Source organism: Dictyobacter arantiisoli (genome assembly GCF_008326305.1).
Taxonomy (GTDB): Bacteria; Chloroflexota; Ktedonobacteria; order Ktedonobacterales; family Ktedonobacteraceae; genus Dictyobacter; species Dictyobacter arantiisoli.
Genome location: NZ_BIXY01000024.1, coordinates 44105 through 70335, shown reverse-complemented (window position 1 = coordinate 70335; position 26231 = coordinate 44105). Strand labels below are relative to the sequence as shown.

The window sequence follows — 26231 nt, the reverse complement described above, 5'->3', positions numbered from 1 at the left end:
GCTGATCCTCCATTTCTGATGAGGCTTAACCAAGCGAGTGTGCAAATGCTTCAAAGAGTCGACGTTGCTCATCCGTGAGTTGTGTTGGCAGCACAACATGGACTTCAGCATAGAGATCGCCGCGCTCATCGGGATGGCCCATACGAGGCATACCCTTACCCCGTAACCGTAACGCACGCCCATTGTCGGTACCAGGAGGGATACGTAAAAGCAGACGACGCCCATCCGGGAGTTGAACGGGAGCCTCACCACCAAGCATGGCTATCGTCAGGGGAACATCAACGGAGGAGCGTAGATCCATACCATCCAGGGTGAAACGTGCGTCGGGCGTGACATGCACACGTAGATAGAGATGACCACGTGGCGTTCCCTGCATGCCTTGATTCGCGATACGAATACGAGCCCCATCCGTCACGCCAGCCGGAATCTTGACCTCCAGACGGCGCGAACTCCCATCAGGCTCACTTAATTCAAGGGTACGGGTCGTGCCCTGATAGGTATCGGACAGCGTAATCTCGATATCAGCCTCTACATCCTCACCTGCGCGCGCGCGCGCTGAGGCTGCATCGCCTCTCCGTGTTCTTCGAGCATTGGGACCACTAAAGCCTGAATGAAAATAGGTCTCAAAGAAATCAGAAAACGGTGAATCTCCTCCAAACAGATCTTCCAGATCCTCTTGATTCACCGTGCGATATTGATACTGACCACCCGGACGTGGGCCAGTTCCCTGACCAGCAAAGCCTGCTCCGCCAGCGCCAGGATAGGAACCATATTGCTGATAATAGGTACTCATCTCATCATATTTCTTGCGCTTCTCGGGATCAGAGAGTACCTCATTTGCCTCATTAATCTCTTTAAATTTATTTTCGGCTTCTTTATCGCCTGGATTGACATCGGGATGATATTGCCGTGCCAGGCGGCGAAAGGCGCGTTGGATCTCCTTTTGATCAGCATCCTTACTGACGCCTAATAGCTTATAATAATCCTTATAGTCAACAGCCATTACTTAACCTCTATAACTGTATTTTATTCCAACTATTCCGGGCAAAGAAGGCCCAATCCCTTGCGGTCGGGCTCCCTTGCTCGTACGCGCAAGCTCCCTTCGCCACTCCCCCTTTCGTTTTCTGAGAAGAGGCAAAAGGGACACGATCGTACGTTTCACGGAGCCCGACCGCAAGGGATCGGGCCTACATTGTCTGGGAACGTTGCTCATCCACCAACAAACCTCTACCTGTAAGCCCCGGCCGGGGGATAATCGCCCCCTGCCGGGATTGGGAATGCCTTGCATCCGTCTTCAACGAAATTACACTTCTTACACTTCGCGGAATTCGCCTTCAATGGTACCGGGGTCCTCTTGTGAGGAGGAACTGCTGCCAGCGCCGGTCGGCTCACCACCAGGTTGTGCTGATGCGCCCGGTTGACTATAGATTTCCTGTCCCACACGTTGGACCGTGCTCTCAAGATCCTGCGAGGTGCTCTGCATACGCGCCATGTCATTGGCTGCCAGGGCATCACGCGTCGCTTTCACCTTTTGCTCAATCTCACTGCGCAGATCGGGTGAGATCTTATCTCCGACATCCTTCAAGGTACGTTCGGCCTGATAGGCAATGCTATCAGCACGGTTACGTTGCTCAATCTCATCCTTACGACGCTGATCTTCCTGGGCATGTATCTCGGCTTCTTTAACCATACGCTCCACATCGTCCTTTGAAAGTCCGCTGGAGGCTGTAATGGTAATTTTCTGTTCTTTGCCGGTCGCTTTATCCCGCGCTGTCACATTGAGGATACCGTTAGCGTCGATATCAAAGACTACCTCAATCTGTGGCATACCACGAGGGGCGGGCGCAATCCCTTCCAGCTTGAAATGTCCCAGGCTCTTATTATCTCGTGCTAACTGCCGCTCACCCTGCAAGACATGAATCTCAACGGCTGGTTGATTATCCTCCGCTGTACTGAACAATTCGCTCTTGCGGGCAGGAATCGTCGTATTACGCTCGATCAGACGCGTCATCATTCCACCCAGTGTCTCAACGCCCAGCGAGAGTGGCGTTACATCCAGCAACAAAACATCCTTCACATCGCCCTGCAAAACACCTGCCTGAATCGCCGCACCAATTGCTACCACCTCATCGGGATTCACTCCCTTATGCGGATCTTTGCCAAAGATCTGCTTTACCATCTCAACGACGGCTGGCATGCGCGTCTGACCACCGACCAGAACCACTTCATTCACCTGATTGGCCGAGATACCAGCATCCTTTAACGCACTCATCACCGGCTCACGGGTACGATCTATCAGATCACTCACCAGTTGCTCAAGTTTTGTACGCGTCAAAGTTATCACCAGATGCTTGGGTCCACTGCTATCGGCACTGATAAAAGGCAGGTTAATCTCGGTTTGCAGCACCGTCGAAAGCTCAATCTTGGCACGCTCGCCTGCTTCTTTGAGGCGCTGTAACGCCATACGGTCATTGCGTAGATCAATACCTTGATCGCGTTTAAACTCATCCGCCAGCCAGTCGATAATACGTTGATCAAAATCATCGCCACCCAGATGAGTATCGCCATTTGTAGCCTTGACTTCAAAAACGCCTTCGCCCAGTTGTAGGATCGAAATGTCGAATGTGCCACCGCCCAGGTCATAGACAGCGATAGTCTCGTCAGCCTTCTTATCCAGACCATAGGCGAGCGAGGCAGCAGTCGGCTCATTGATAATGCGTAACACCTCAAGACCGGCGATAGTGCCAGCATCCTTTGTCGCCTGACGCTGCGTATCATTGAAATAGGCCGGGACAGTAATCACGGCCTGCGTGATCTTCTCACCAAGCTTTACCTCAGCATCAGTCCGCATTTTCTGTAAGATCATCGCTGAAATTTCAGGGGGACTATATTCGCGTCCAGCCAGCGTGACGCGTAAATCCCCATTCGCCGCCTGTACGATCTTATATGGCATGCTCTTCAGGGTACGCTGCACTTCGGGATCGCTGAATTTGCGTCCCATCAAGCGCTTGATCGAAAAGATGGTATTCTCGGGGTTTGTTACAGCCTGCCGCTTGGCAACCTGACCAACCAGGCGCTCTCCTCCCCTGGTAATCGCAACCACCGAGGGAGTCAAGCGCGCCCCTTCGCTATTTTCCAGCACGGTCGGTTCACCGGCTTCGATGACCGCGGCAACCGAGTTTGTTGTTCCTAGATCAATTCCAAGCACTTTTGCCATTCTAACATCTCCCTTTGCGTAAGAATCAATGCTATCATCTCTATCGTACATCCAGCACAATGAACATCGACATGAGGGCACGTTCAGAATGATAAAGCGACCGCTCTAGCCTTCAGCCGTCGGAGCACTGGAGACAATGACCTGAGCGGGCCGTAATATTCGCTCACCTATGGTGTAACCTGGCCGTATTACCTCAATAATTGTGCCTTCGGTCATATCGCTCCTGGGTATACGCATCAACGCCTCATGCTTATAGGGATCAAAAGGCTCACCAGGGGCGCCCAGAGGCCGGACACCTAATTGTTCAATCGTATTCAATAACTGTCGGGACGAAAGAAGTACACCCTGTGCCCAGGGATTATCAGTCAGCTCCTCCGGCACAGAGGCCATTACACGTCCCAGGTCATCCAGAACGGGCAGGAGTCGCTCAATTACGGCGCTTTGTGCCACTGATCGCGCCTCCGCCTGCTCCTGGGCGACACGGCGCTTATAATTGATAAAATCTGCCTGTGTGCGTCGTAAGAGATCCAGGTATTCGTTTGCTTTCCGCTGCTCCTCAGCCAATTGTTGCTCATAAGGAGGTATGTTCTCTCCCTCATTATCTTGTATGACAGTATCTGCCTCGAGATTATCAGTAATTGGCTGCTCGGCCTCATTCTGTTGCATAGATACTCATCCTTTCAAACTACCTGCATACCTTCTCTAACAGCGTCTGCATTAACCAAATCTCTTGAGCAAATAGCAAAAAACCACCCGCCCATCTTATTCTATAAACCCACCAATATCGGAGAGGATATATTAGCTGGATAAGCCATAAAAACGCAGCAATGAAACAGAGCATGTATTTTCATTGCTGTAATAGACACGATTGAGAAGGCCAAACGTTTACAGTTCTTTTTCCGCAGTTACAGACACTCCCGTATTACAGCTCATCTGGAATACAGCCTCAACCTCAAGGCTGGTATACCTTGTATCTCTCTTTCACAAACAAAGTGTTTGATTCCCAATACCAGCGGGATCTTGCTGCTCATCTGCTGGCAGGCGCATGCGCGCCTGCGCCCCTTTTAGTATGTATTGTAGAAAAAGTTCTCCGAACTTTTTCTACAATACATACTAAAAATTGGTTTGAACTCCACCGGTGCGAAAACTCATGCGCCAGGATGGCGAAGAGCATGGGAATCAAACACTTTGAAAGACTACCAACCAGAGGGGAGAACGCTTGTACGCTCGTGCCAGCGCCAGAGCGTTTCCTGTAAACTGTTCAGGAAATCGTTGCGCAAGTGTAGCTCTTTTATCCCATCAACAATCGCTCGCATCACGGCTATGGCCTGTGCAACCATCTGCTCAGCCGCCTCTTCCTGACCAACAGCATCATAGAGATCGGCCATGGCGATATAGATGGGCCACACTTCGCCGGGCAGGTCAATTTGCCGGGCAATCATAACCGCTTCATGCAAGGCTTCGAGAGCCTGATCATTCTTGCCATTATGACTGGCGTAAAGCGCCAGGGAGCGGAGATGAGGAATACGATAGCGACGATTATTGCCAATCCAGCGTCCAAAACGCACAATATCCGTCCAGGCAGATGCCTCGTCGTTCTGTTGCAAGAAGGCAGTAGTCTCAAACCAGCGTGTCAGGCCAATGACAGATGTGGAGCGATCCCGTTGCTCTAATGCCTGCAATGCATAACGATAGCTCTCTGCCTGCTCTCCATTGAGTAGCGAGACAGCACAGAGCTTACGCGCTAAGAACTCGGAATAAGGATGATTGGGAAAACTATCATTCAAGCGTTGCGCTTCCAGAAAATCAGCCGCAGCATCATCCAGGCGCAACAGAGCCAGATCAATGGCCCCCATCACTGCCAGACAACCGAACAACAGAGGAGGGATATCCATCATGCGTGCAATGGCAAGCGCTTCACGGCAACTATCCAACGCATTCTCATACAGACCCAATTCTTGCCAGGCCCAACCCAGACGGCAGGCACTTATAGCCTGTCCCCAACTGTCTTCTTCTTCTATACTCATCGCATGGGCCTGACGCAATAAATCAACCGCAATGGGAGCCTGACCAGCATGAATGCGTGCTTCAGCCACCATACACAAACAATCGGCCTCCATCACCCTGTTACCCAGTTGAGCATAGAGCGCGGCCGCCTCCTCCGCATACCTGCCCGCTTCTTCCGCATTGACACAAAGCATCGCTTCCTCCCAGGCGTGGCTCCGTGCGTTCGTATTGACAATCCCACCGATACTCCTCATGATAAAATCAGGACGTGCCAGAGATCTGGCAGCACGCATGGCCTGTTCACCAACAAGGCAATCAACCGGCAAATCGCGACTATAGCCGCTCAATTGAGCCAGATTCCAGGCAGTTTCCGCCTGTCCCATGAGATCTCCATGCCGTTGCGCAACCTGTAAAGCCTGTACTAAGAGCCGCTTGACCGCTTGCAAATCAAAAGGTTGTCGAGTTGCCAGGACAGCCAGAAAATTCAGGGCAAGACACTCAAGCACCGGCTGTTCTGACTTCTGGGCATAAGCAAGCAGGTCTTCATAGATACATTGAGCACGCCCCCAGATACAGATAAATTGATAAGCATATCCGAGCTGGGTATAGAGTTCCTGTATATCCTCGCTGGCAAGCTGAACCTCCAGGTGCTGATTACAGGCAATCAACACCTGATGCGCCTGTTCAAAGTAGATGATGGCATCTTGTACAGCAAACAGGGAGAGTGCCTCATTCCCTGCCGCGACACTATAATAAAACGCTTGTTTGCTATAGCCAGCCTCCAGGGCATGATAAGCCAGGGTCGCAGCCGAGGCCTGCTCATGCTTCAATAAAAGATAGACCCTTTGATGGAGAAATTGTCTGCGCACAACGTTCAGGCCGCTGTATACTGTCTGGCGAATAATCTCATGCGGAAAAGCATAGTGTGCGGGCAGCTCCTGTGGCAAGACGATCCGTAATAAACCGCTGCGCATACCCTCATCCAGCACCGCCAGGCCATCACCAGTGCTGAGCTCAGCGCATTGGCAGAACTGTTCGAGGGTAATCCCATGGCCCAGGACGGCTGTATAGGCCAGCAGATCATTGCCACGCTTCGAGAGCCCTCTGAGGCGTCCATCTAACAACTGGCGTATGTTAGCGGGAACGATTTGTCGGATCATCTCCGCTGGCTGACGAATATTGCCCAGCATCACCTGCCTGGCACCAGTGGAGGATAAAGAGAGCTTGAGCACGCCCAGATCGACCAGGGCATTCAATGTTTCAAGCAGATAAAATGGTTGCCCACCCGTATAATCAAACAACCACTGTCCCATCTTTCGTGGACAACAGGTTGCAGTATCCGGCAAAGATGCTGATGGGGTTGTCAGATCAAGCTTCATCATCGCTCCCAGAAGATGAAGCGTATCCTCTAAGGAGAGAGGCTGCAAGAGGAAATGCGTCACAGGAATAACGCGCTCCAATTCTTGATACCAATCCTGGCGGTCAGACACTTGCGCGGGTTCGGCAAACTCATCACTACGCTGCGTGAGGACCAGACAAACGGTGGTATGCTGCCCCATCCAGAAACGGGCCAGATAATGAAACAAATTGAGTGTTGAGGTATCAACCCATTGCATATCATCCACAAATATTACCAGTGACCCATGATATGCCCACGCCTGCATGAGACGGGCAATAGCCTCAAATAAATGCGTCTGAGCCAGTAGCCCATCCCCATCCGGGGAGGGCAGGTCGGGATAGCGCTCACGCAGTTCAGGTAATAAACGGCTGATTTCAGTCAACCAGACATCCGTCAATAAATCATCCGGGGCATTTTCTTCCTCCATCCGTCGGCGCAGCAACTCGATGACCGGTTGATAGGGTAAACGACCACCTGCTTTATAGGCACGTCCGGTCAGGACGGTGGCTCCTTGCCCGGAGACTCTCTGCAACCATTCGAGGGCCAGACGGGTCTTGCCAATACCTGCCTCACCTTCCAGCACAACGACGCACGGTTGCCCATGAGTAGCGTGTTGAAAGCATTCCATCAAGCCCTGAAATTCGCGCTTGCGTCCCAATAAAGGACTCTCCAGACGCGCTGAGGAAGCAGAGAGGGAAGAGGAAGAGCATGATGGGACAACTGAAGAGCCAGTTGTACGTGGTGACTGGGTAGCCGCTCGAATGCTTTCCGCCAGCGTGCTCATATCAGCAGTAGGATACACCTGTTGTTCATCCCAGAGGCGGGCGCGATAATCGTCATATGTACGCAAAGCTGCAACCCGATGGCCCATCAACATATGAGCACGCATCAATGCCATATGCGCCTCTTCATAGAATGGGTCCAGCGTTACCCAACTCAGGCTCGTCGCTAAAGCCTGCTCAGGTTGTCCAACAAGCTCGTACAAATGGACCAATTGTCCAAAAACTTGATGCATCCGCAGACGCCATTGTTCCCGCTGATAACGTGCCCAGACATCAAACTCTGGCGCATCGGGCAAGGTAAAACCAGTCAGAAAATCACCACGATACAATTGTGAGGCTTGCTGCAATTGCATCAACGCATCCGGCGTTATCTCGGTCGGTGAAGTGATCTGAAGCTGAGCCAGCTTATTCGCCACAGTCCATCCATCTTGAAAAGTAAAGAGATCCACAGTAAGATCGGCGGTGGGATTCATACCCACTGTCGTACGATCACTGAACAGATACGCCTGTCCTGCAACATCCTCACTGGTCAAGGCACAACGAAGATCGTGGATAATACTGCGCAAGGACATATGCCCATGCTGCGCATCACTATCGGGCCAGAAGAGTTCAGATAAATGGGTGCGAGAATGCTTGCCACCTTCAACTACCAGATAGGCAATCAGCGCCAGTGCCTTGCGTGTTGCGAACGTGACTGTCCTGCTGTCGTAATGCACCTCCGGCTGACCTAACATAGTAATATGTAGCCTGCTCATCTTCCCACACAACTCCTTTCCAGATCACCTCTTGTCATACGTCATACACTCCCATTTCACGAATCCATTCCGCTCTATTTTCACGGACCACAAACATTCGTATCCTAAATATAACCATCCGATAGAGAACATAACAAGCACAAGCAAGCTGCTAATCCTCCCATAGCTAGCCTCTGCACGCGTCTCTATTGGGAGGGACAGCCACTTATTTTTCTCCTGAACTGAATGACAGAAGCATCCTGTATGGCAGTAGTGGGAAGCAAGCAAGATTCAAAAAGGGGCGAAAAGTGGTTGTCGTATCACGCTGTCATCACGGTTTCTTTCACGCTCGCCAGCTATTATCGGGGTAGACTATTATTCATCATAGTCAAGTAATCACTATCCAGTGAAAGGATAATCCTATGAGCTTCGGTTTTGCCCGCTCCACGGAGCGCGTACTCAACGACACACGTCAGGATGTTCCTGAGATTTCCCTGGCTGCTATTGAATTGACCGATAATGAGTTAGCAGCGGTCGAAGGTGGTTGGGGAGGTGGCGGTGGCGGTTGTGGCACAGGCTATGGCTTTGGCTTCGGGTTTGGCTTTGGGCATCGACGCTTCTGGCACCGCCGCTTCGGACATCGCCGCTTCGGACATCGCCGCTTCGGACATCGCCGCTTCGGACATCGCCGCTAACAGCTTGCGACGCACCGTCGGGTAGAAATTCTCCCTCCAACACAGAGGGCTACGCAATCTCATCACTATACGACAAGAGATCACGTAGCCCTCACACTTTGTATCTGCGCAGGCGCTTATCTCACTATTTTGAGTAGGTATTGTGTATCACGCAGCCACTAGCGTGCCAACGCATAATGACGTGCCACCTCATCCCAGTTCACTAAATTCCAGAAAGCACTGATATATTCTGGGCGGCGATTCTGATATTTGAGATAATAAGCATGCTCCCAGACATCCAAGCCCAACAATGGATACAGACTATCCATATAGGGACTGTCCTGGTTGGCTGTTGACGTAATCAGGATATTACCATTGCGGTCGCTGGCGAGCCAGGCCCAGCCTGAACCAAAACGTTTCGTAGCAGCTTCAGTAAAACGCTGCTTAAATTCATCAAAAGAACCGAAGGTATGCTCAATCTGATGTCCTAATTCTCCCGTGGGTTCCCCACCACCGGCAGGCTTCAAGATCCGCCAGAAGAGGCTATGATTCGCATGTCCACCACCATTGTTCCGAACGGCTGTACGGATCGCCTCTGGTATCTCCTCCAGATTCATTAATAGCTGCTCAAGGGAACGCTCCGTCAGCCCGAGATCATCGGCGAGAGCTTTATTTAAATTTGTGACATACGTTCCATGATGCTTATCATGATGAATCTGCATTGTTTGAGCATCAATATATGGCTCCAGAGCATCGTAGCCATAAGGAAGCGGGGGAAGTTCAAATGCCATCAGTTTGCCTTCCTTTCAACTGCATAGAATAAGACTGCTTCTTCTCCAGGTACGTATCAGATAGCAAAACCGTTTCTATTCTCATCAGAGGTGTTTAGAAAGCGGGCGTATCCTGCGATGGCAAGCTACGCACGCAATGTCCCCAATCCTAAATGGTGTTTTATGCCAGCACAAGGGTGGATGCCAAAAGGTTGACTCCGAAATGATAGCCGATTTCACGATAGTCTTGAATGGACCAGAGAGCGAGTTCGCAACGTTTGCCAATTTCGAGACTGCCGATCTGATCTTCCAGTTGTACTCCTAATAGCGCTATAGGCAAAGTATCTACCCACCTGATCGCTTTAAAATCGGGGTAGGATGTTAACTTGACGCTCTAATAGGCTTGTGCTATATTGGCTAAACTATTTAATAAGCAAAGATTGTAAAAACGTCATTAAAACTGTTAGCGGGAACAGCAAGAACGGGGAGGTCAGCGCTGGCATCCACCATCATCTTCATCTGTCACATGCAATCGACGAGGAGTGGACGTTGAACGATTCTCTTGAGCCAACACAGAGTGCGGTGGGTCCAGTTGAGCGTGCCTTGCATCTACTTATCTGTTTCCACACACATATGGATGGAGTTTCCCTCACTGAACTGGCACGTATGGCTGATCTGGCCCCCTCAACGACTACCCGTCTCCTCAAAGTGTTGGAACGTTATGGTTTTGTGCGCCGGGGGAGCGACCGCTTATATCGCCTGGGACCACAGCTGATCCAGTTGGGGCTGGGAGCGTTACGGGATATGTCCCTCTATGAGATTGCCCGGCCCCATCTGCGCAGCCTGGCCGAAGAGACTGGAGAGAGTGCCCATCTCGGCATCCTGGTGGGGGAGAGCAATGTCCTGTATGTGGATCAAGTCTCCAGCCATCATACTGTCCAGACAGCCACCTGGGTGGGACGGAGCGTTCCATTAGCGGACACCGCCATTGGCACAGCCATCCAGGGAAAGATCCTGCCAGCAGGCTATACAGCAACCCGGCACACCATCGAACCAGACGTCTCATCGGTGGCAGCCCCTATTTATGACCAGAACCACGAGATTATCGGAGCGATCAATATCATCGGTCCCACCTACCGTATCTCCGACGAACAACTCACCCAATTTGGTATCCTTATCGCCGATCATGCGCGCCAGATCTCCACTCGCCTTGGAGCTACCTACTTCTAAGCCAACGTGCATCCAGAAATACCTCATCCAGACCAGCCGCATAAACAATGGATACATGAGCCCGCGCACGCTGTCCATGCTTGACAAGCTTCTCTTCGATCCTGTATGTTAATGTCTGACGAAATATACCTGACCTTGAGCTACAAATCAAACACAATCACACACAAAGGAAGATACTGAGTATACATGTCTGATACGTTGGATGATGCCCGACGCCTGAAGCCTGTGACCATGAAAGATGTCGCTAATCTGGCGGGCGTTTCGATGGCGACTGTTTCGCGCGTCCTCAATAATTCTTCGAAGGTTGATGCTGAGATGACAGAGAATGTGCAGGCAGCTATCTCACAACTCAAATATCAGCCGAATCGTGTAGCGCGAACCCTCGCCGGGAGCCGCTCGACATTGCTGGGATTACTTGTCACAGACCTGCAGAATCCTTTTTTTATGGAACTGATGCGCGGAGTTGAAGAGGTGGCACAAAAACATGGCTATCTCCTCATTATAGGCAATACCATGGAAAACGTTCACCGCGAAGAACAATATCTGGAGATTCTGGCTGCGGAGTCGGTGGCAGGAGCGATTGTGGTTCCAACTCAGGAGCAAGCTCATTCGCTGGATATCCTCAAAATACGCAATATCCCGATTGTGACGGTGGATCGGCGCATCCAGGATAGTTCTATTGATACTGTCCTGATTGACAATGTCGCGGCGGCACATGAAGCAACTACTCACTTGCTCGCCACAGGACATCGCCGTATCGGCATCATTACCGGCCCATCCTCCACAATGACAGCAAATGAACGCCTGAGCGGCTATGAACAGGCATTGCAGGAGGCTGGCATCGCACCAGCATTAGAACTTCAGCAACGCGGCCCCTATCGCGAAGAGAGTGGCGAACAACTCACACACCAACTTCTCACAGTTGATCCACCCATCGACGCACTGCTAACCGCTAACAATCAACTGACTATCGGTGCCTTACGAGCTCTCTATACACAACAAAAACGTATTCCAGAGGATATTGCGATCGTCGGCTTTGATGAAGTTGGCTGGACTACCTCTCATCTGATCACCATCACTACCGTCACGCAACCTGCCTATGAGCTAGGCCGCATCGCCACCGAACGTCTCTTTCATCATATCAAATATCCAGATGCCCCCGCCCAGGAAATCATCTTAAAGTATCAATTAATTGTCCGTGAGTCTTCGGCTCCATCCAATCCATGAGGTTATTTACATGAAAAAAGATACATTACTTGACAAATAAGCAGCTTTTCTAGCAGGCTTAACTGAGAACGCGCTTTCTCAAAGATTTGCAAGTGATAGATGGTACAATTACAAGAGAAAGAGTAGAAATCTGTTTAGTCACAGGAAAGTGCTTAGCTGTACAGGGTAGAACTGCTTGTGGCACGAGGTAGGATAGAGGAAAATAGAACAACATGACAAGGACAATTATTTTAGAGGCTCCGGGGCAATTACGTTTGACACAAACGGCCAATCCGCCGCTTCCGGGACCCACGGAAGCGCTGATACGCATCCATAGCGTCGGGGTGTGCGGTACTGATCAACATGCATTTCATGGCAATCAACCATTCTTCACGTATCCACGTATCCTCGGCCATGAATTAGGTGTCGAGGTGGTTGCTGTTGGTGAGCAGGTTGACACTGTCACAGTGGGAGCACACTGTGCCGTTGAACCCTATTTCCATTGCGGAGAGTGTCCCCCCTGCAAGCGTGGCAAGCCAAACTGCTGCCTCAACATACGCGTCTTCGGGGTCCATATTGACGGAGGCATGAGCGATTACGCCCTGCTCCCCGCTGCTTATCTGCATCCAGCGCAGACTCTCTCTTATGAGCAACTGGCCCTGGTTGAGCCATTGGCGATTGGAGCACATGCTGTATCACGAGCTCAAATCACGGCTGGTGAGCGCGTGCTGGTGATCGGCGCCGGTCCCATCGGTCTGGCAGTCGTGCAATTTGCCCTGCTCGCTGAGGCTAAAATATTTGTCGTTGATATCAGTCCCAGCCGTCTGGCCTTTTGCCAGAGCCAGTGGCCTGACATCACCTGCCTGGATGGTTCTGCTGATCCACTTGCGGCCCTGCAAAGCATCGTCGGGGATGATCTTCCGACGGCAGTTTTTGATGCCACTGGCAATCCCCATTCGATGCGCAATGCCTTCAACTATGTCGCTTATGGTGGACGTCTGATCTTTGTCGGGCTGTTTCAAGGCGATCTCTCATTTCATGATCCGACCTTCCACAGTCATGAGATGACCTTATTGAGTAGCCGCAACGCTACAAGCGCGGACTTTCAGCGTATTATCCACTATCTGGAAGAGGGTCGTATCAATCTGGACCCCTGGATTACGCATCGTGCTACTGCAGAAACAGTCGTTGAAGAATTTCCTGGCTGGTTCGACAAGAACAGTGGCATTATTAAAGCGGTTATAAACTTCGCTTAAAATTGCAAATATTACGATATATAGACCTGCCTCCACATGCGTGGTGACAGGAAAAGTTCTATAGCAAAGCAGCTAGCTTCCATAGCAGATAGAGGATTGATTATGGCAAGTTATCACAATGATGTAACGCTTCCACCTTTGCCTGGCTTTGATATCTATCCATCATCGATTGTGCAGCAGGACAACATCAGCTACTTTCTGGTCGGGAGGGAGGATGGATCACGCCAGCTAGCCATTAACGCACCGATAGGAGCATCCCAGTTAGCGCAATTTGAAGGCACATCCACTCCCAGTGAGGATGGACAAACGACGCTCCTGCTTGGTCCTTTAAACGCTCACAATGCGCAGGCGCTCCGCAATAGCTTCGACTGGCTTCGTCCCAGCGTGCAGGGACTACGTACGGGGATTGGATTGGGAGATCGTCTGGGATTAGCGACACCTGGACACCTGCGCGCAGTCCGCGAAGTTGGACATGGATTGGTTCCTTTTCCAGCTCAGCAATCCATTCGCGAGATGAGCCGCACCAGCCGTACCGCGCAGCAGGTCATGGATGATGCACTGTGGGGAATCTTTGCCGAAGGCTGGCGCGCTGGCTTCGGAGCGGACGCAGATCACCTGAAAACACCACAGGATATCGATACCTGCCTGGCAGCCGGTTATACTTTCTATACCTTTGATCCCGGCGAATATGTCGATGATCGGGCTATACAAGCATCTCTGGACGAACTCAAACAACTGGCCGATCAGTTGCCCTGGCAGCATCTCGAAGATACAGTGACAGAGCTGGCGGCACGCTATCTTGCGCAGCCCGTCCAATGTGAAGACTACACGATCAGCTTCGATGAAACCAGCTTGCTACGCGCCGCCGCCAAATATGGTCGAGCGGTCTCCCATGTCGCCCGCATGTATCGTCATCTTGCACAGGTAGGCACGGCTGGAAACTGGGAGGTAGAGATATCGGTTGACGAGACCACGGAGCCCACCACCCACGCTGAACATGTCTATATCGCCAGCGAACTGCGACGCCTGGGAGTACAGTGGATCAGCCTTGCGCCACGCTTTGTAGGCCAATTTGAAAAAGGTGTTGACTATATCGGCGACATTGCGGCCTTTGAGGATGATATCCGTGTCCATGCCGCCATTGCCCGCACGCTCGGTCCTTATAAGATCAGCCTGCACTCAGGCTCGGATAAATTCAGCATCTACGCGCCAGCCGCTCGTCAGACACGAGGAGTTGTCCACCTCAAAACCGCTGGCACCAGCTATCTTGAAGCCCTGCGCACTATCGCCACGCTTGATCCCGAACTTTTAAAAGAGATCTATGCGTTCGCCCGGCAACGCTACACCACAGATCGAACCAGCTATCACGTCTCAGCCAGCCTGGAGCGCGCTCCTGAACTTGAAAGTTTAAACAACGAAACGCTCCCTGAACTCTTAGAACAGTTTGACGCCCGCGAGATTCTCCATGTCACCTTCGGCTCGGTACTCACCGAGAAAAAAGCCGACGGAACCTACCTGTTCTATAATCGTCTCATGCATAATCTGCGCAGCAATCCTCAAGCTTACGCCGCAGATCTCAAAGCACATTTCCTGCGCCATATACGCCCATTTATACAGGAGTAATTTGTTCGCGTAACACCTATGGATTGAAGTATATGAGAATACATCCTGTTCTTCAATCCATAGACGCTACTCCAGAAGATTGCAAAACACCCCTCGACCAATATTTATTATTTCACAATAACAGTCAGATTCATGCCAGGATGAACGGTACAGTAAAGGTGAAAGGTGCCATCAGTATTAAAAGGACCGATGAGATGCTGAGTACCATCCGTAACACTTAAATCTACAGATGGTGCACCGGGCTCTAGTTTTGGGCGCGGCTCACCGTTGGACCAGATGCCATTTTGAATGGTATGAATGATCTGACCGTTATCGTTGACTAGAATAATAGAATCACCTTTCTTCATCGTGATGGAAGACTGGTCAAAATTGGTTTCACCCATATGTACCACATTGGCATTTGTCGTACCACAGGCAGTAAATAATATACTGAACAATCCCATACAATACAGTATTAAGATTACTTGTTGATACCGTTGATAACCTGTTTTATGCACAACGCGTTCCTTCTTAACGTTCCTTCTTAAACAGAATTGTTTGTATAAAGACACAGCTCTTTATAGCTTGCTTCTCTACTATTTATCGGAAGCTGAGATCTTCTCGGTCAGGCAGGTAGCCATTTTCCTCTTTTGATTATAACGCATGTATTTAACTATACCTATTTTACGGCTATACTCAACCTCCCCGGCCCCAAAAACAGCTACCCTTATTTATCTCCTTCTTGTTCCGATCGTAAGCAATAAGAGCTACTCGCGGCTACCAGTAGCAAAAGGCAACACATGACTACCTGGCATAATTTGCTGCAAAACCTTAGGAGAAAAATAGGGATGTATCCCGATAGACAGATGCCGACAAAGGACGTATGCTATTGACAGCAGATTCTATCAGTAACATGGTTTGCTTGCCTATGGTACGCCCCATACGGTTATAACTTTCAAAGTAGAGAAAGGAATGAGCGCTTATTATGGCTTTATCACAGCAACGTTTCCGCCTGCTGGGCGCAGTAATATTCAGCCTGGGACTATTTTTCGCCCTGGCCGGGACATCGATGGCGCAATCATTGCACGCGATTGTTCATCAATCCAATCCAGCGATTAATTCGGTCATTGCCAAAGCTCCCACGACCATCACCGTGACGGCTCTCGAAAATATGAAGCCAGGGGCCGCAAATAGTAATCTCCAGGTCTATGGCCCGGATGGGAAGCTGGTTAACGATGGCAACGCCAAAGTCAGCCTGAACAATCCTATGCAGATGTCTGTCGCCATCAAGCCAGAAAAGGCAAATGGCACCTATATCGTGCGTTGGACAACCGTCTCGTCTGATGATGGCGATCCCGCTCAGGGCGCGTTTGTCTTTACCGTTGGCACATCCGCAGCGGGCGCCAGCTCAACGCAGACCCAGCCAACAGCTACCCCCAAACCTGCCAGCACCTCCACAACCACTACTACCAGCAACGGCACACCGCTCTGGGTCACTATTGCTACCGGTGTTGTCGCCTTACTGGTAGGAGCTGGAGCAGGATTCGGCGCCAGAGGTGCCCGCAAAACAACCACACCGGTAGCCGAGCCAACCAGGACACCTGTTAGCTAGGTCGGATCATAATAATGTACGCATTCCGGCTCATCCAGCTCATGTACAGCCATAGGTCATGGATCTCGATTGATGGGTTAAAGAGAAACGTGACACGAGAGAATATGCTATAGTAGCAATGAAGCGGCGTTATTAATAGCGCTTGCCAGCTCTATCGTTAGCTGATAAACACGCTCAAGACACGTTGTGAGAGAAAAGGATGAGCCGATGTCAACGACCGTTGATTGTACACATCTTAACCAGATTAAAGATGTCACGCCAAAGACAGAAGGCTGTGAGGAATGTTTGAAGTCAGGCGATAGCTGGGTTCACCTGCGTGCCTGCCTCACCTGTGGACATGTGGGCTGTTGTGATTCATCGAAAAACAAGCATGCAACGAAACATTTTCATGCCACCCAACATCCCATTATAAGCTCATTTGAGCCGGGCGAGGATTGGGGCTGGTGCTATATTGATGAGGTTGAACTCGATTTTAGCTAGCCAGGCCCAAAAACTGCTTTCATTTCCTCATAAGCCTACCGAACATTCACCATATCCTCACTGGCTTGCCACTGGTAATGTGCTACAATAGTGAGGATATAGTTTGTTCGTCATTCACTGCATTCACTGCACTTGAATTCGTTAAGATACTATTATTGCCTTTTTCTGTTTGATCATGCACGATGCCAGATTATTTTCTACTCGAATAATGCCACAGGAGGTGCGCAATGTCCACAAACAAGCCAGCAACTCAGCCCAGGAAGAAGGGCAATCGTCTGCAACATTACTTCACGGAACTTCATGTCGGTCTCTATCGCCGTACGGGTGGGGCAATTGGTGGACGAATGGGTGGAAGGAACTTGTTGATCTTAACAACTATCGGTCGCAAAAGTGGGCAGGAACGCCATACCCCGCTTCTGTATATACAGGATGGAGAACAATATGTCCTGGTCGCATCCAATGGCGGCGCGCCCAGTGATCCACAGTGGTTTCGCAACATTGAAGCTCATCCCGAAGCCAGAATCCAGGTTGGCAAACAAATTATCGTAGTGACCGCTCACAAAGCAAATCCAGAAGAGCGTAGCCGCATCTGGCCTATCATTACAGGTCATTTCCAGAATTTTGCCGACTATCAAGCACGCACCACACGTGAAATACCAGTGGTACTTCTGACGCCAGTCGCTGCATCCTGACCCACAATAGCCATAGGTATCAATCTTCCTGACTGGTCTGGGATTGCGCTACTGAAGCTTGGAGTTTTGGGATCGGAGCAGTGGCGCGCTCCAGATTGGTGATCAGGATGAGCGCTTCCGACGCGGATTGTCCACAGGTCTCTACACTGGCCTGGAATGCCCGGCAGACCTGTGGACGTTCAGGCCGGCCAAAAATCTGGCAACGATTATCACTGCTCAAATGAACACAACGTACACCGGCTGGCTTGCCATGCGGCATACCAGGAATGGCAGATGAAATTGAAGGGGCGATACAACAAGCGCCACAACCAACGCGACAATCCATCACACAGTCTCTTCTTTCATGGATATATCCATGAACATCAATACATACATGAGATGGTTATTGTATCACGAATTTAGTTACAAAGTGTTTGATTCCTATGCCCTCCATGATCTCTGTACATGAGTTTTCGCACCTACGGTGCACCATACAATAAAAAGGGCGCAGGGGTGCAAGCACCGTAATACTCTGTCAAGCTTCATTTGAAGGGCAGGGGTGCAGGGGATGCAATCCCCTGACTGGGTTCCAGGGCTGCGCCCTGGCCTCTTCCCCCCACCTGCCCGCGTAGCGGGCAACCCATCAAATGAAGGATGACAGAGTAGTAGGTGCGAAACTTCATGCACAAAGAGAGACCACGGGAGGCTGAGCCTCTCTTATAGAGACACATATGGAGCTTCCATAGTTTCCATGGCATGCTTGTATGTTTCGACCGTGATAATCGATGCTTCGTCATTGCCTACCAGCGTTTCAAGCTGGCTCTGGCAGTCAGCAATGACAGCATAATGATGGGTGATAACCTCGTGTTTCGCGACTGCCGCAAAGTCATGCATCAGACGTTGCATAGCTTCGCATTCCAGAGCAATCTGTCGACGCAGTTGTTCTACTTCACTCATCTCCGATATCCTTATTATCCATTCCTTGCCTGCTTATATCTACCAGCTCTTTTCAGCATCTTTCCAGACTGGCTTATAACGACAGAAAGGAAGCATACCAACGGCCACTATCTTTGATAGTGCGTTTCTGGGTAGCATAATCAACATACACGAGGCCAAAGCGTTTGTTATAGCCTTCGGCCCATTCAAAATTATCCATTAATGACCAGGCGCAATAGCCGATTACAGGTGCGCTGGTTCCCTGGGTCAGACTGCGTCCGATGGCCGCAATATGTCCCTGTAGATACTGGGTGCGTTGTGTATCTGCGACATGTCCATTCTCATCCAACTCATCATTGAAAGCAGAACCGTTCTCTGTAATGAGTATAGCAGGGACCTCGGCATAGTTTTGTTTCAACCAGGCAAAGAGATCTGATAAGCCCTGGGGATACACCTCCCAGTTCATCTCGGTGATGACGGCATCGGAAGGATTCGGTAAAATATCACTGATGATCTGTGGCTCACCCTGTGCATTTTCTGTCTGCACCACACCAACACGGACAGGATTGTAGTAGTTAATACCCAGGAAATCGATCGGAGCGCTGATCAAAGCCAGATCCCCTTCCCGGATATCGGGTGCCTGACATTTCATATTGGCAAAGAAGTGCTCTGGATAATGTCCTTTGAAGAGAGGATCCAGGAACCAGCGGTTTCTGAAATCTAACTCATGCTCAACCCTGGCTGCTGTCTCAGGGGCCTCATCCATGGCGTAGGTCGGGAAAAGATTGGGGGCGATACCAATTTTAGCGCTATCCTTGAGAACCGAGCGCAGACGTGGCAGCGCCAGGCCATGGGATAAGAGCAGATTGTGTCCCGCATTAATGGCGGACTGCTCATCCTTGATACCCGGAGCGTGGAGGCCGTTGCCATAGCCCAGATAGGCCGCGCACCAGGGTTCGTTATGAGTGATCCAATGCTCGACGCGATCACCCAGATGGCGCGCCACAATCTCAGCATAATCGGCAAATGCATATGCGGTCTCACGATTCAACCAGCCACCACGATCTTCCAGGGCGGTCGGCAGGTCCCAGTGATACAGAGTCACCAGAGGCCGAATATTCTTTGCCAGCAGGTTATCCACCAGACGGCTATAAAAATCGAGTCCACGTTGATTGACGGTACCAGTACCAGTCGGCAAGATACGAGGCCAGGAGATAGAAAAACGATACGCTTTTAAGCCCAACTCCGCCATCAAGGCAACATCTTGTTCCATCAAATGATAGTGATCGACCGCGATATCGCCGGTATCCCCCTGATAGATTTTACCCGGCGTGGCCGCAAAACGATCCCAGATCGAAGGGCCACGCCCATCTTCCCGAGTTGCACCCTCAATTTGATAGGATGAAGTCGCTGCCCCCCAGAGAAAATCTGTCGGGAACTGGGCTGCCAGCGCCTCATCTGTACTCACTTGCGTATTTCCAATAATTAAGTCGCTCATTTGGCCTCTTCTTTTTGTAGAGCTTTTGCATTATGGATGGCATCAGCTTGAATAAAGGAAGCAGGTTTCCTATCTGCTTCGGATTGATCATACAAGAAACAGTTTGTCCAATGGCCTGGAGCTACCTCAGTGCGGCCTGGAACCTTCTCTTTACAAATCGCCATCGCATGTGGACAGCGAGGATGGAAACGACATCCTTGCGGGGGTCGAATTAAACTCGGGATCTCACCACGTGCCGGAACAGCATCATTGGCCCCCTCATTCATTACTTGCTCAACACGCTGTGGATCAGGTGCGACAGAAAGCAAGAGCTGAGTATAGGGATGCTTCGGCGCCTGGATGACATCATCGCTAAGTCCGCCTTCAACCATTTGACCAGCATACATCACCAGGATATCTTCAGCAAAATAGCGTGCGCTGGCAATATCATGAGTGATGAACAGGAAAGCCAGGCGTTCCTCAATCTTCAGCCGCTCCATCAGATTCAGGATATCCAGACGGATCGAGACATCCAGCATCGAAACAGGCTCATCAGCCAGTACAACTTCAGGACGGGCCGCCAGAGCACGCGCAATTGCGACGCGCTGGCGCTGACCGCCACTCAATTGGTGCGGATACTTCGTGATAAACTGTTCGGCAGGTGTCAGGCTAACCTTATTTAATAGTTCTATCACTTGTTCAGTCACTTCGCGCTCATTTTTTGCATGGCCGAAGACACGCAGCGGACGACTGAGATGATAGCGCACATTATGTACTGGATTTAAAGAAGAGAAGGGATCCTGGAAGACCAATTGGATGTGGCGTCGATAGTCTCGCAACGCCGCTCCACGCTTCTTGTAGTTCACATCGTTCCCACGGAAACGGATCTCGCCAGAGGTCGGATCGTAGACCCGCGCCAGCATACGTGCGACCGTCGTTTTACCACTGCCGCTCTCACCCACCAGGGCCGTGGCCCGACCAGGATAGAGTGCCAGCGTCGTATCCTCTACCGCATGCACTGAGGCGGAACGGCTACCAAGCTTCATTTGATTGATCGGAAATTCTTTATGCAGATGCACTGCTTCTAGCACCGGCTGTTGCTCATGATCCATGAAATTGTTCATCGAACAACACTCCTTTCTGGTTTCACCTCGAATCCCTTTGCCAGGTCAGCAGGCTGGGGAATATTCCTACTCCCAATTATGGTCGGATCATAGAGATGGCAAGCGGCAACTTGCTCTGGAATATCGGCCACAATCGTACGCAATTCCGGCACTATCTTCCGGCAGGCATCAAAGGCCATGGGACAACGCTGGGCAAAAGGACATCCAGCAGGCACATTCCGCAAATCCGGGGGAGTGCCAGGGATACCAATCATCTTGATGCGTGGACCATGCAAGGTAGGGAAAGAGTGCATCAGGCCATAGCTATAGGGATGCCGTGGATGTTGATAGAACGCATTACGTCCCGCCACTTCAATCAATTTTCCAGCATACATCACAGCCACCCGGTCAACCAGCTCCAACAGGAGCGAGAGGTCGTGGGTGATGAAGATCAAAGCCGTGCCTGTTTCTTTACATAATGAGCTGATTAGATCGAGAATCTCGCGCTGCACCACCACATCCAAAGCGGTTGTCGGCTCATCCATGATGATCAGATCCGGCTGAAGGGCCAGCGCAATCGCAATGGTCACCCTCTGCCGCATCCCACCACTCAACTCATGGGGATAGCTGCTTAAGCGATCAGGGGCGATACCAACCATCTTCAAAAGGTCCTGGGCGCGTTCGTGGCGCTCCTTAGCACTTTTCTCAGGCTGATGCGCCGCCAGGACATCCATAATCTGCTTGCCGATATTCATCACCGGATTCAACGCATTCATGGCGCTCTGGAAGACCACCGAGAGCTCATTCCAGCGGAAGAGACGTAACTGGGTGGGGGTCAAACCAAAGACATTGATGCCATCTTCCGGCACTATCTCCGTTGCATTCTTTGCCTGATGGGATGCATCCTTTAATTTTACTTTTTGCATCAAGGATGTGAACTGGCCAGTTCTAGCGGCATCGGGATAGTAGAGAACCTGTCCGCCGATAATTTCGGCAGGTGGGCGAAGCAAACGTGCAATCGCAAAGGCCAGCGTCGATTTGCCGCTGCCACTTTCGCCCGCCAGGCCCATGATCTCACCACGTTTCAGCTGAAAGCTGACATCGCGCACCGCATGCACGGCCCCACTGCCTGCCAGATAATCAACGTTGACGTGCCGCACGTCCAGCAACGTCTCCGTATGAGGAGCTACCATTATGCCACCACTTCCTTCTTACGACGCGCAAGCTTCCGTTTGGATTCCACGCGCAAACGAGGATTTGCCACTTCATCAATACCGTTATTCAAAAAGGCCAATCCTGCGCACAACAAGCTCACACAGACGCCAGGGGGAATGAACCACCACCAGCCGCCTGCCAGCATGGCCTGCTGACTCTGAGCCCAGAAGAGCATCGTCCCCCAGGTCGACTGGGATACATTTCCCAGGCCCAGGAATTCAAAGGCCACATCAGCGCCAATAGTATAGACGAAGGTGCCCACGAAGCTCGAAGCGACCACTGAAATAATATTGGGCAAAATCTCAAAGAAGATAATGCGCAACGGCCACTCACCCGAGGAACGCGCAGACTCTACAAAGTCTCGTGAGCGCATTGAGAGCGTCTGTGCTCGCAGCACCCGCGCTCCATAACTCCAGGAGGTGAACGTCAACAGGATGGTAATCAGGATAGGACCTTTGATATTATTAGGCGCGAAAGATGCAATCGCGATACCCAGCGGAAGGCCAGGCAAGATCAGGAAGACATTGATCACAAATGAGAGGATATTATCTACCAGCCCACCAAAGTAACCAGAGAGTAATCCAAACAGGATTTGGAGGATCGTCGAACCAATGGCGGCGATAAAGCCAACCAGCAGTGAGATACGCGCCCCATACACCAGTTGTGCGAAGATGTCCTCGCCCTTGGAAGTGGTGCCTAACCAGTGCGCAGCCGAAGGTGGCTGAAATAGATCATTGGAAAAAGCGGTCGGAGACATATGCGCTAATAAGGGACCGAAGATTGCCATCAAGATGAAAAAGACCAGGATGCAAGTGCCCGTCGTCATTTTCCAGTTCGAGGTCAACCATTTCAATATATTGTGCACGATAGTAATTCCCGCCACAGGATTTTGCTGCTCGGGAGTAACAGGTTGCAGAGCAGTTGCCATTATTTATGCCTCCCCTTGCCGTACTCGTGGATCAAGCAAGTTATAAACGACATCGGCAATCAGGTTGGCAGCCAGCACAGCCAGGGCGATTATTAAGAAACAACCTTCAACCAGGCTATAATCCAGATTATTTACGGCATTATAAAACACATAACCAATGCCAGGATAGTTGAACACCATTTCCGTCAGCAGTGAACCACCCACGACCTGGGCCAACGAGATCGAGAAGCTGGTAATACTGGGTAAAATCGCATTCCGTGCGGCATAGGTCATGATCACCCGACGATACGACAGACCCTTGGCCTGCGCCATCAATACATAATCTTCTGAAAGGGTTGTTACCATCGTATTACGCATCACCAGCACCCAGCCGGAGAGCGAACCCAGAATAATCGTCACAGCCGGTAAGGTTCCGTAGTGCAACGCACTCATCAGAAAGTCAAAAGAGAAACCTGGATCAACGTTGTTGATATCATAGCCACCGCTGATGGGGAACCAGCTATGCAGGAAACCACAGAAATACAGCAGAGCCAGGGCCATCCAGAAATAAGGAATTGATGAGATGAAGGTCAAGATGGGTGGAACGGTTGAATCCAACGCGCCCCCACGTCGCCATGCAATGACAATTCCAATCAATGTCCCGATAGCAAAGCTCAAAACGACGGAGATACCAACCAGGCCAATAGTCCATGGAATATGGCTTGAGAGCACCTCCCAGACAGAGTAGGGATAATTAGAGATAGAGATACCCAGATCTCCATGTAACAAATTGCCGAGATATTGCAAATATTGTACAAAGATCGGCGCATTGCTCAGACCAAACTGCGCTCGTAACGCATCAATCGTATGCAGGCTTACGTTCTGCCCTTGCATTTTCACCAGATATGCCTCAATCGGGCTCCCTGGCATCAAACGTGGAATGATGAAATTGAGCGTTACGGAGGCCCACAATGCAACCACATAGAAGCCCAAACGGCTGATCATACGGCGCATGTCACCCCTCCTTTATAATTTCTTTTTTACAGTATTTTTTGATAGCAGCACACGACTGGAATACACAAGCAGCCGAGTCGAAAAAATGTGGGGAGTCCTCCACCTCTTCCTGCAATGGGAGAAGTGGAGGAACAGACCAGAGTGAACAGAGACTACTTCACTGGTGTCAGATGCAGAACAACATACTCATCGTCAGGATAGTTACCAGAGTAACCAAAGGCAAAGGAATTGTCCTGAGCAGGCCAGCCGGTGAAGTGGTTTGAGGTGTACTCATACCAGTATGGATTGTAGCTCAGAGGAATGGAAGGCAATTGCTCAACCATGATCTTCTCCAGGCCATCCAGAGCCCGCTGCTGTACGGCAGGATCTTTGGAAGAGTTGTACTGCTTCAACAACGTATCAGTTGTAGGATCACTCCAACGCTCCCAGTTGGTTGGTGCAACCTTGCCAATTGGGGCAGTTTTGCTGCTATCCAACAGGTCAGAGTAAGCGTAGTAAGGGGTAGGGCCAGAGTCTGTCCAGCTCACACCTGCATCATAGTTACCTGTTTGCAGGTCAGTCTGATAAGCAGTCTGTGAAAGTGAGCTCTGTGAAGCATCGATACCGATAGCTTTCAGGTCGGCGACAATCAACTGCGTATCGGAAACCCAGTCATTCCAGCCAGTCACATCGATCAAGGTCATCGAGAGTTTCTTGCCGGACTTGTCATGGACGAAACCATCGCTCCCTTTGGTATAACCAGCCTGGGCCAGCAGGGACTGAGCGGTAGCCGTGTCCTTAGTAAAGGTTGCATTGGCATAGGCAGGAGTCAATTGTGCCTTGCCAGCTGGCAAGACCAGACCGGTTGGATTGGCAGGAGGAGCATAAGGAGTAGCTTTAGCCTGCAGTTCCTGGCGGTCAATAGCATCGCTGATAGCTTTACGAACATTCACATCGTTGAACGGTGCTTTCGCAGTGTTCAGATAGAGCATAACGGTGTTGCTAGGAGTAAACCAGTAGTGGTTGTGAGCAGGATCTTTCTTGGTATAACTGGTATCGAATTTAGGATCCCACGCGACACCCAACCAGTCGAGATCACCTTTAGCCAGCTCCAAAGTAGCTGTAGCGTTGTCGGCAATAGCAGGAACGCGAATCTCATCAACCTTATCCTGACTGGCAGTCCAGGCTTTAGGATTCTTGTCATACGTGATCTGCGCAGCAGAGAATTTACTCAGGACAAAAGGTCCGGTCACAACTGGATTGGTATTAGTGTATTTAGCAGGATCGCCACTGATCGTCGACCAGATATGCTGTGGAACGATGAAGGTCTGAGATCCAATATACCAGAGTGTGGTGGTCGATGTTGTCTTGAAGTGGAATGTTACTGTGCTATCATTTGTCGCAGTCACATCCTGGATATAGTTCAACCACAGGCTACTCAGGTCCACATCAGGATAGGTCTTCAGCTCGTTAAAGGTGAAGGCCACATCATTGGCGGTAAAATCTTTGCCATCAGACCATTTGACATTCGGGCGAATGTGGAAGGTCAGGGTCTTCAGGTCATCAGACTGGGTCCAGGAGTCAGCTAGCCAACCCTGTGGCTTTCCAGTATAGCGGTTTGTGTAAAGCAGTGTCTCATACAAGAAACCCTGTGTTCCATAAGCCGATGTCTGGTTATTGACGAGAGGGTTAAAGTTATTTGGATTGTCACCCTTTGGGGCCTGGTTGACAGTGAGAATACTTTTCTTGGCGCTATTTGTCCCTGTATCCGTGTTGGTAGTGCCACCACAGGCGGACAATAATACCATCAGGGCAAGCAACGCTGACAGAGTCAGCAACCCAATATGCTTGCCGGAACGACGATGATTCCTGGTGTAAGACTCCTGTTTAAGGAAAGTCATACAAACCTCCTAGCAATGGAAAATTCAAATCTCCAATGATTAATAAGAACTATCTCGAA

At 50.6% G+C, this 26231-nt stretch carries 23 protein-coding genes; 8 read left to right on the top strand and 15 right to left on the bottom strand.

The window, feature by feature from the left end; genetic code table 11:
* Positions 1–25: 25 nt before the first annotated feature.
* The 4 genes from F1593_RS10220 to F1593_RS10205 all read right to left on the bottom strand — a co-directional run bounded on the left by F1593_RS10220 (position 26) and on the right by F1593_RS10205 (position 8160).
* Positions 26–1003, bottom strand: a complete 978-nt coding sequence (locus F1593_RS10220; RefSeq protein ID WP_149401458.1) for a DnaJ C-terminal domain-containing protein — start codon at positions 1001–1003, stop codon at positions 26–28.
* 309 nt (positions 1004–1312) lie between these two features.
* Positions 1313–3217, bottom strand: a complete 1905-nt coding sequence (dnaK, locus tag F1593_RS10215) for a molecular chaperone DnaK (RefSeq protein ID WP_149401457.1) — start codon at positions 3215–3217, stop codon at positions 1313–1315.
* Positions 3218–3322: 105 nt separating this feature from the next.
* Positions 3323–3883, bottom strand: a complete 561-nt coding sequence (locus tag F1593_RS10210; protein ID WP_149401456.1) for a nucleotide exchange factor GrpE — start codon at positions 3881–3883, stop codon at positions 3323–3325.
* 530 nt (positions 3884–4413) lie between these two features.
* Positions 4414–8160, bottom strand: a complete 3747-nt coding sequence (locus F1593_RS10205) for an ATP-binding protein (protein WP_149401455.1) — start codon at positions 8158–8160, stop codon at positions 4414–4416.
* Between the two features lie 401 nt (positions 8161–8561).
* Here F1593_RS10205 and F1593_RS10200 point away from each other — a divergent pair, with 401 nt between their 5' ends.
* Positions 8562–8834 (top strand): bacteriocin, encoded by a 273-nt coding sequence (locus F1593_RS10200; RefSeq protein ID WP_149401454.1) that lies wholly within the window; start codon positions 8562–8564, stop codon positions 8832–8834.
* 158 nt (positions 8835–8992) lie between these two features.
* Here the strand turns inward: F1593_RS10200 and F1593_RS10195 are convergent, their stop codons facing one another.
* Positions 8993–9604 (bottom strand): superoxide dismutase, encoded by a 612-nt coding sequence (locus tag F1593_RS10195; protein WP_149401453.1) that lies wholly within the window; start codon positions 9602–9604, stop codon positions 8993–8995.
* A 160-nt stretch (positions 9605–9764) separates the two neighbouring features.
* On the bottom strand, positions 9765–9923 hold the full coding sequence (locus tag F1593_RS28275; RefSeq protein ID WP_172632022.1) for a hypothetical protein: 159 nt from the start codon (positions 9921–9923) through the stop codon (positions 9765–9767).
* A 209-nt stretch (positions 9924–10132) separates the two neighbouring features.
* Here F1593_RS28275 and F1593_RS10190 point away from each other — a divergent pair, with 209 nt between their 5' ends.
* From F1593_RS10190 to F1593_RS10175, 4 genes are all read left to right on the top strand, one after another.
* Positions 10133–10813, top strand: coding sequence for an IclR family transcriptional regulator (locus tag F1593_RS10190; RefSeq protein ID WP_149401452.1), 681 nt, complete (start codon positions 10133–10135; stop codon positions 10811–10813).
* A gap of 186 nt (positions 10814–10999) precedes the next feature.
* A complete protein-coding gene (locus F1593_RS10185; RefSeq protein ID WP_149401451.1) occupies positions 11000–12040 on the top strand; it encodes a LacI family DNA-binding transcriptional regulator in 1041 nt (346 codons plus the stop codon).
* A 212-nt stretch (positions 12041–12252) separates the two neighbouring features.
* Positions 12253–13275, top strand: coding sequence for a zinc-binding alcohol dehydrogenase family protein (locus F1593_RS10180; protein WP_149401450.1), 1023 nt, complete (start codon positions 12253–12255; stop codon positions 13273–13275).
* A 102-nt stretch (positions 13276–13377) separates the two neighbouring features.
* Positions 13378–14898, top strand: a complete 1521-nt coding sequence (locus F1593_RS10175) for a tagaturonate epimerase family protein (protein WP_172632021.1) — start codon at positions 13378–13380, stop codon at positions 14896–14898.
* A 107-nt stretch (positions 14899–15005) separates the two neighbouring features.
* On the opposite strand, the gene F1593_RS10170 is transcribed toward F1593_RS10175, so the two are convergent.
* Positions 15006–15281 (bottom strand): cupredoxin domain-containing protein, encoded by a 276-nt coding sequence (locus F1593_RS10170; RefSeq protein ID WP_235932539.1) that lies wholly within the window; start codon positions 15279–15281, stop codon positions 15006–15008.
* Between the two features lie 581 nt (positions 15282–15862).
* On the opposite strand from F1593_RS10170, the gene F1593_RS10165 reads away from it, so the two are divergent.
* From F1593_RS10165 to F1593_RS10155, 3 genes are all read left to right on the top strand, one after another.
* Positions 15863–16489, top strand: coding sequence for a copper resistance CopC family protein (locus F1593_RS10165; protein ID WP_149401448.1), 627 nt, complete (start codon positions 15863–15865; stop codon positions 16487–16489).
* 207 nt (positions 16490–16696) lie between these two features.
* Complete coding sequence (locus F1593_RS10160) at positions 16697–16969, top strand: ubiquitin carboxyl-terminal hydrolase 14 (RefSeq protein WP_149401447.1); 273 nt, start codon at positions 16697–16699, stop codon at positions 16967–16969.
* 227 nt (positions 16970–17196) lie between these two features.
* Positions 17197–17661: a nitroreductase family deazaflavin-dependent oxidoreductase gene (locus F1593_RS10155; RefSeq protein ID WP_149401446.1), complete on the top strand. Its 465-nt coding sequence runs from the start codon at positions 17197–17199 to the stop codon at positions 17659–17661.
* A gap of 19 nt (positions 17662–17680) precedes the next feature.
* Here F1593_RS10155 and F1593_RS10150 read toward each other — a convergent pair whose 3' ends face one another.
* From F1593_RS10150 to F1593_RS10115, 8 genes are all read right to left on the bottom strand, one after another.
* Positions 17681–17986, bottom strand: a complete 306-nt coding sequence (locus F1593_RS10150; protein ID WP_149401445.1) for a YkgJ family cysteine cluster protein — start codon at positions 17984–17986, stop codon at positions 17681–17683.
* Between the two features lie 371 nt (positions 17987–18357).
* Positions 18358–18597, bottom strand: a complete 240-nt coding sequence (locus F1593_RS10145; protein WP_149401444.1) for a hypothetical protein — start codon at positions 18595–18597, stop codon at positions 18358–18360.
* 73 nt (positions 18598–18670) lie between these two features.
* Complete coding sequence (locus tag F1593_RS10140) at positions 18671–20074, bottom strand: GH1 family beta-glucosidase (protein ID WP_149401443.1); 1404 nt, start codon at positions 20072–20074, stop codon at positions 18671–18673.
* Positions 20071–21177, bottom strand: coding sequence for an ABC transporter ATP-binding protein (locus F1593_RS10135; protein WP_149401442.1), 1107 nt, complete (start codon positions 21175–21177; stop codon positions 20071–20073). The genes F1593_RS10140 and F1593_RS10135 overlap by 4 nt, the downstream gene beginning before the upstream one ends.
* Positions 21174–22349 (bottom strand): ABC transporter ATP-binding protein, encoded by a 1176-nt coding sequence (locus tag F1593_RS10130; protein ID WP_149401441.1) that lies wholly within the window; start codon positions 22347–22349, stop codon positions 21174–21176. The genes F1593_RS10135 and F1593_RS10130 overlap by 4 nt, the downstream gene beginning before the upstream one ends.
* Positions 22349–23299 carry an ABC transporter permease gene (locus tag F1593_RS10125; protein ID WP_149401440.1) on the bottom strand — a complete coding sequence of 317 codons (951 nt, stop codon included), beginning with the start codon at positions 23297–23299 and terminating at the stop codon, positions 22349–22351. The genes F1593_RS10130 and F1593_RS10125 overlap by 1 nt, the downstream gene beginning before the upstream one ends.
* Positions 23300–23302: 3 nt before the next feature.
* Positions 23303–24292, bottom strand: a complete 990-nt coding sequence (locus F1593_RS10120) for an ABC transporter permease (RefSeq protein WP_149401439.1) — start codon at positions 24290–24292, stop codon at positions 23303–23305.
* A 152-nt stretch (positions 24293–24444) separates the two neighbouring features.
* The gene (locus F1593_RS10115; RefSeq protein WP_149401438.1) at positions 24445–26172 is read right to left on the bottom strand and encodes an ABC transporter substrate-binding protein; all 1728 of its coding nucleotides are present in this window, start codon (positions 26170–26172) and stop codon (positions 24445–24447) included.
* Positions 26173–26231: the final 59 nt, after the last annotated feature.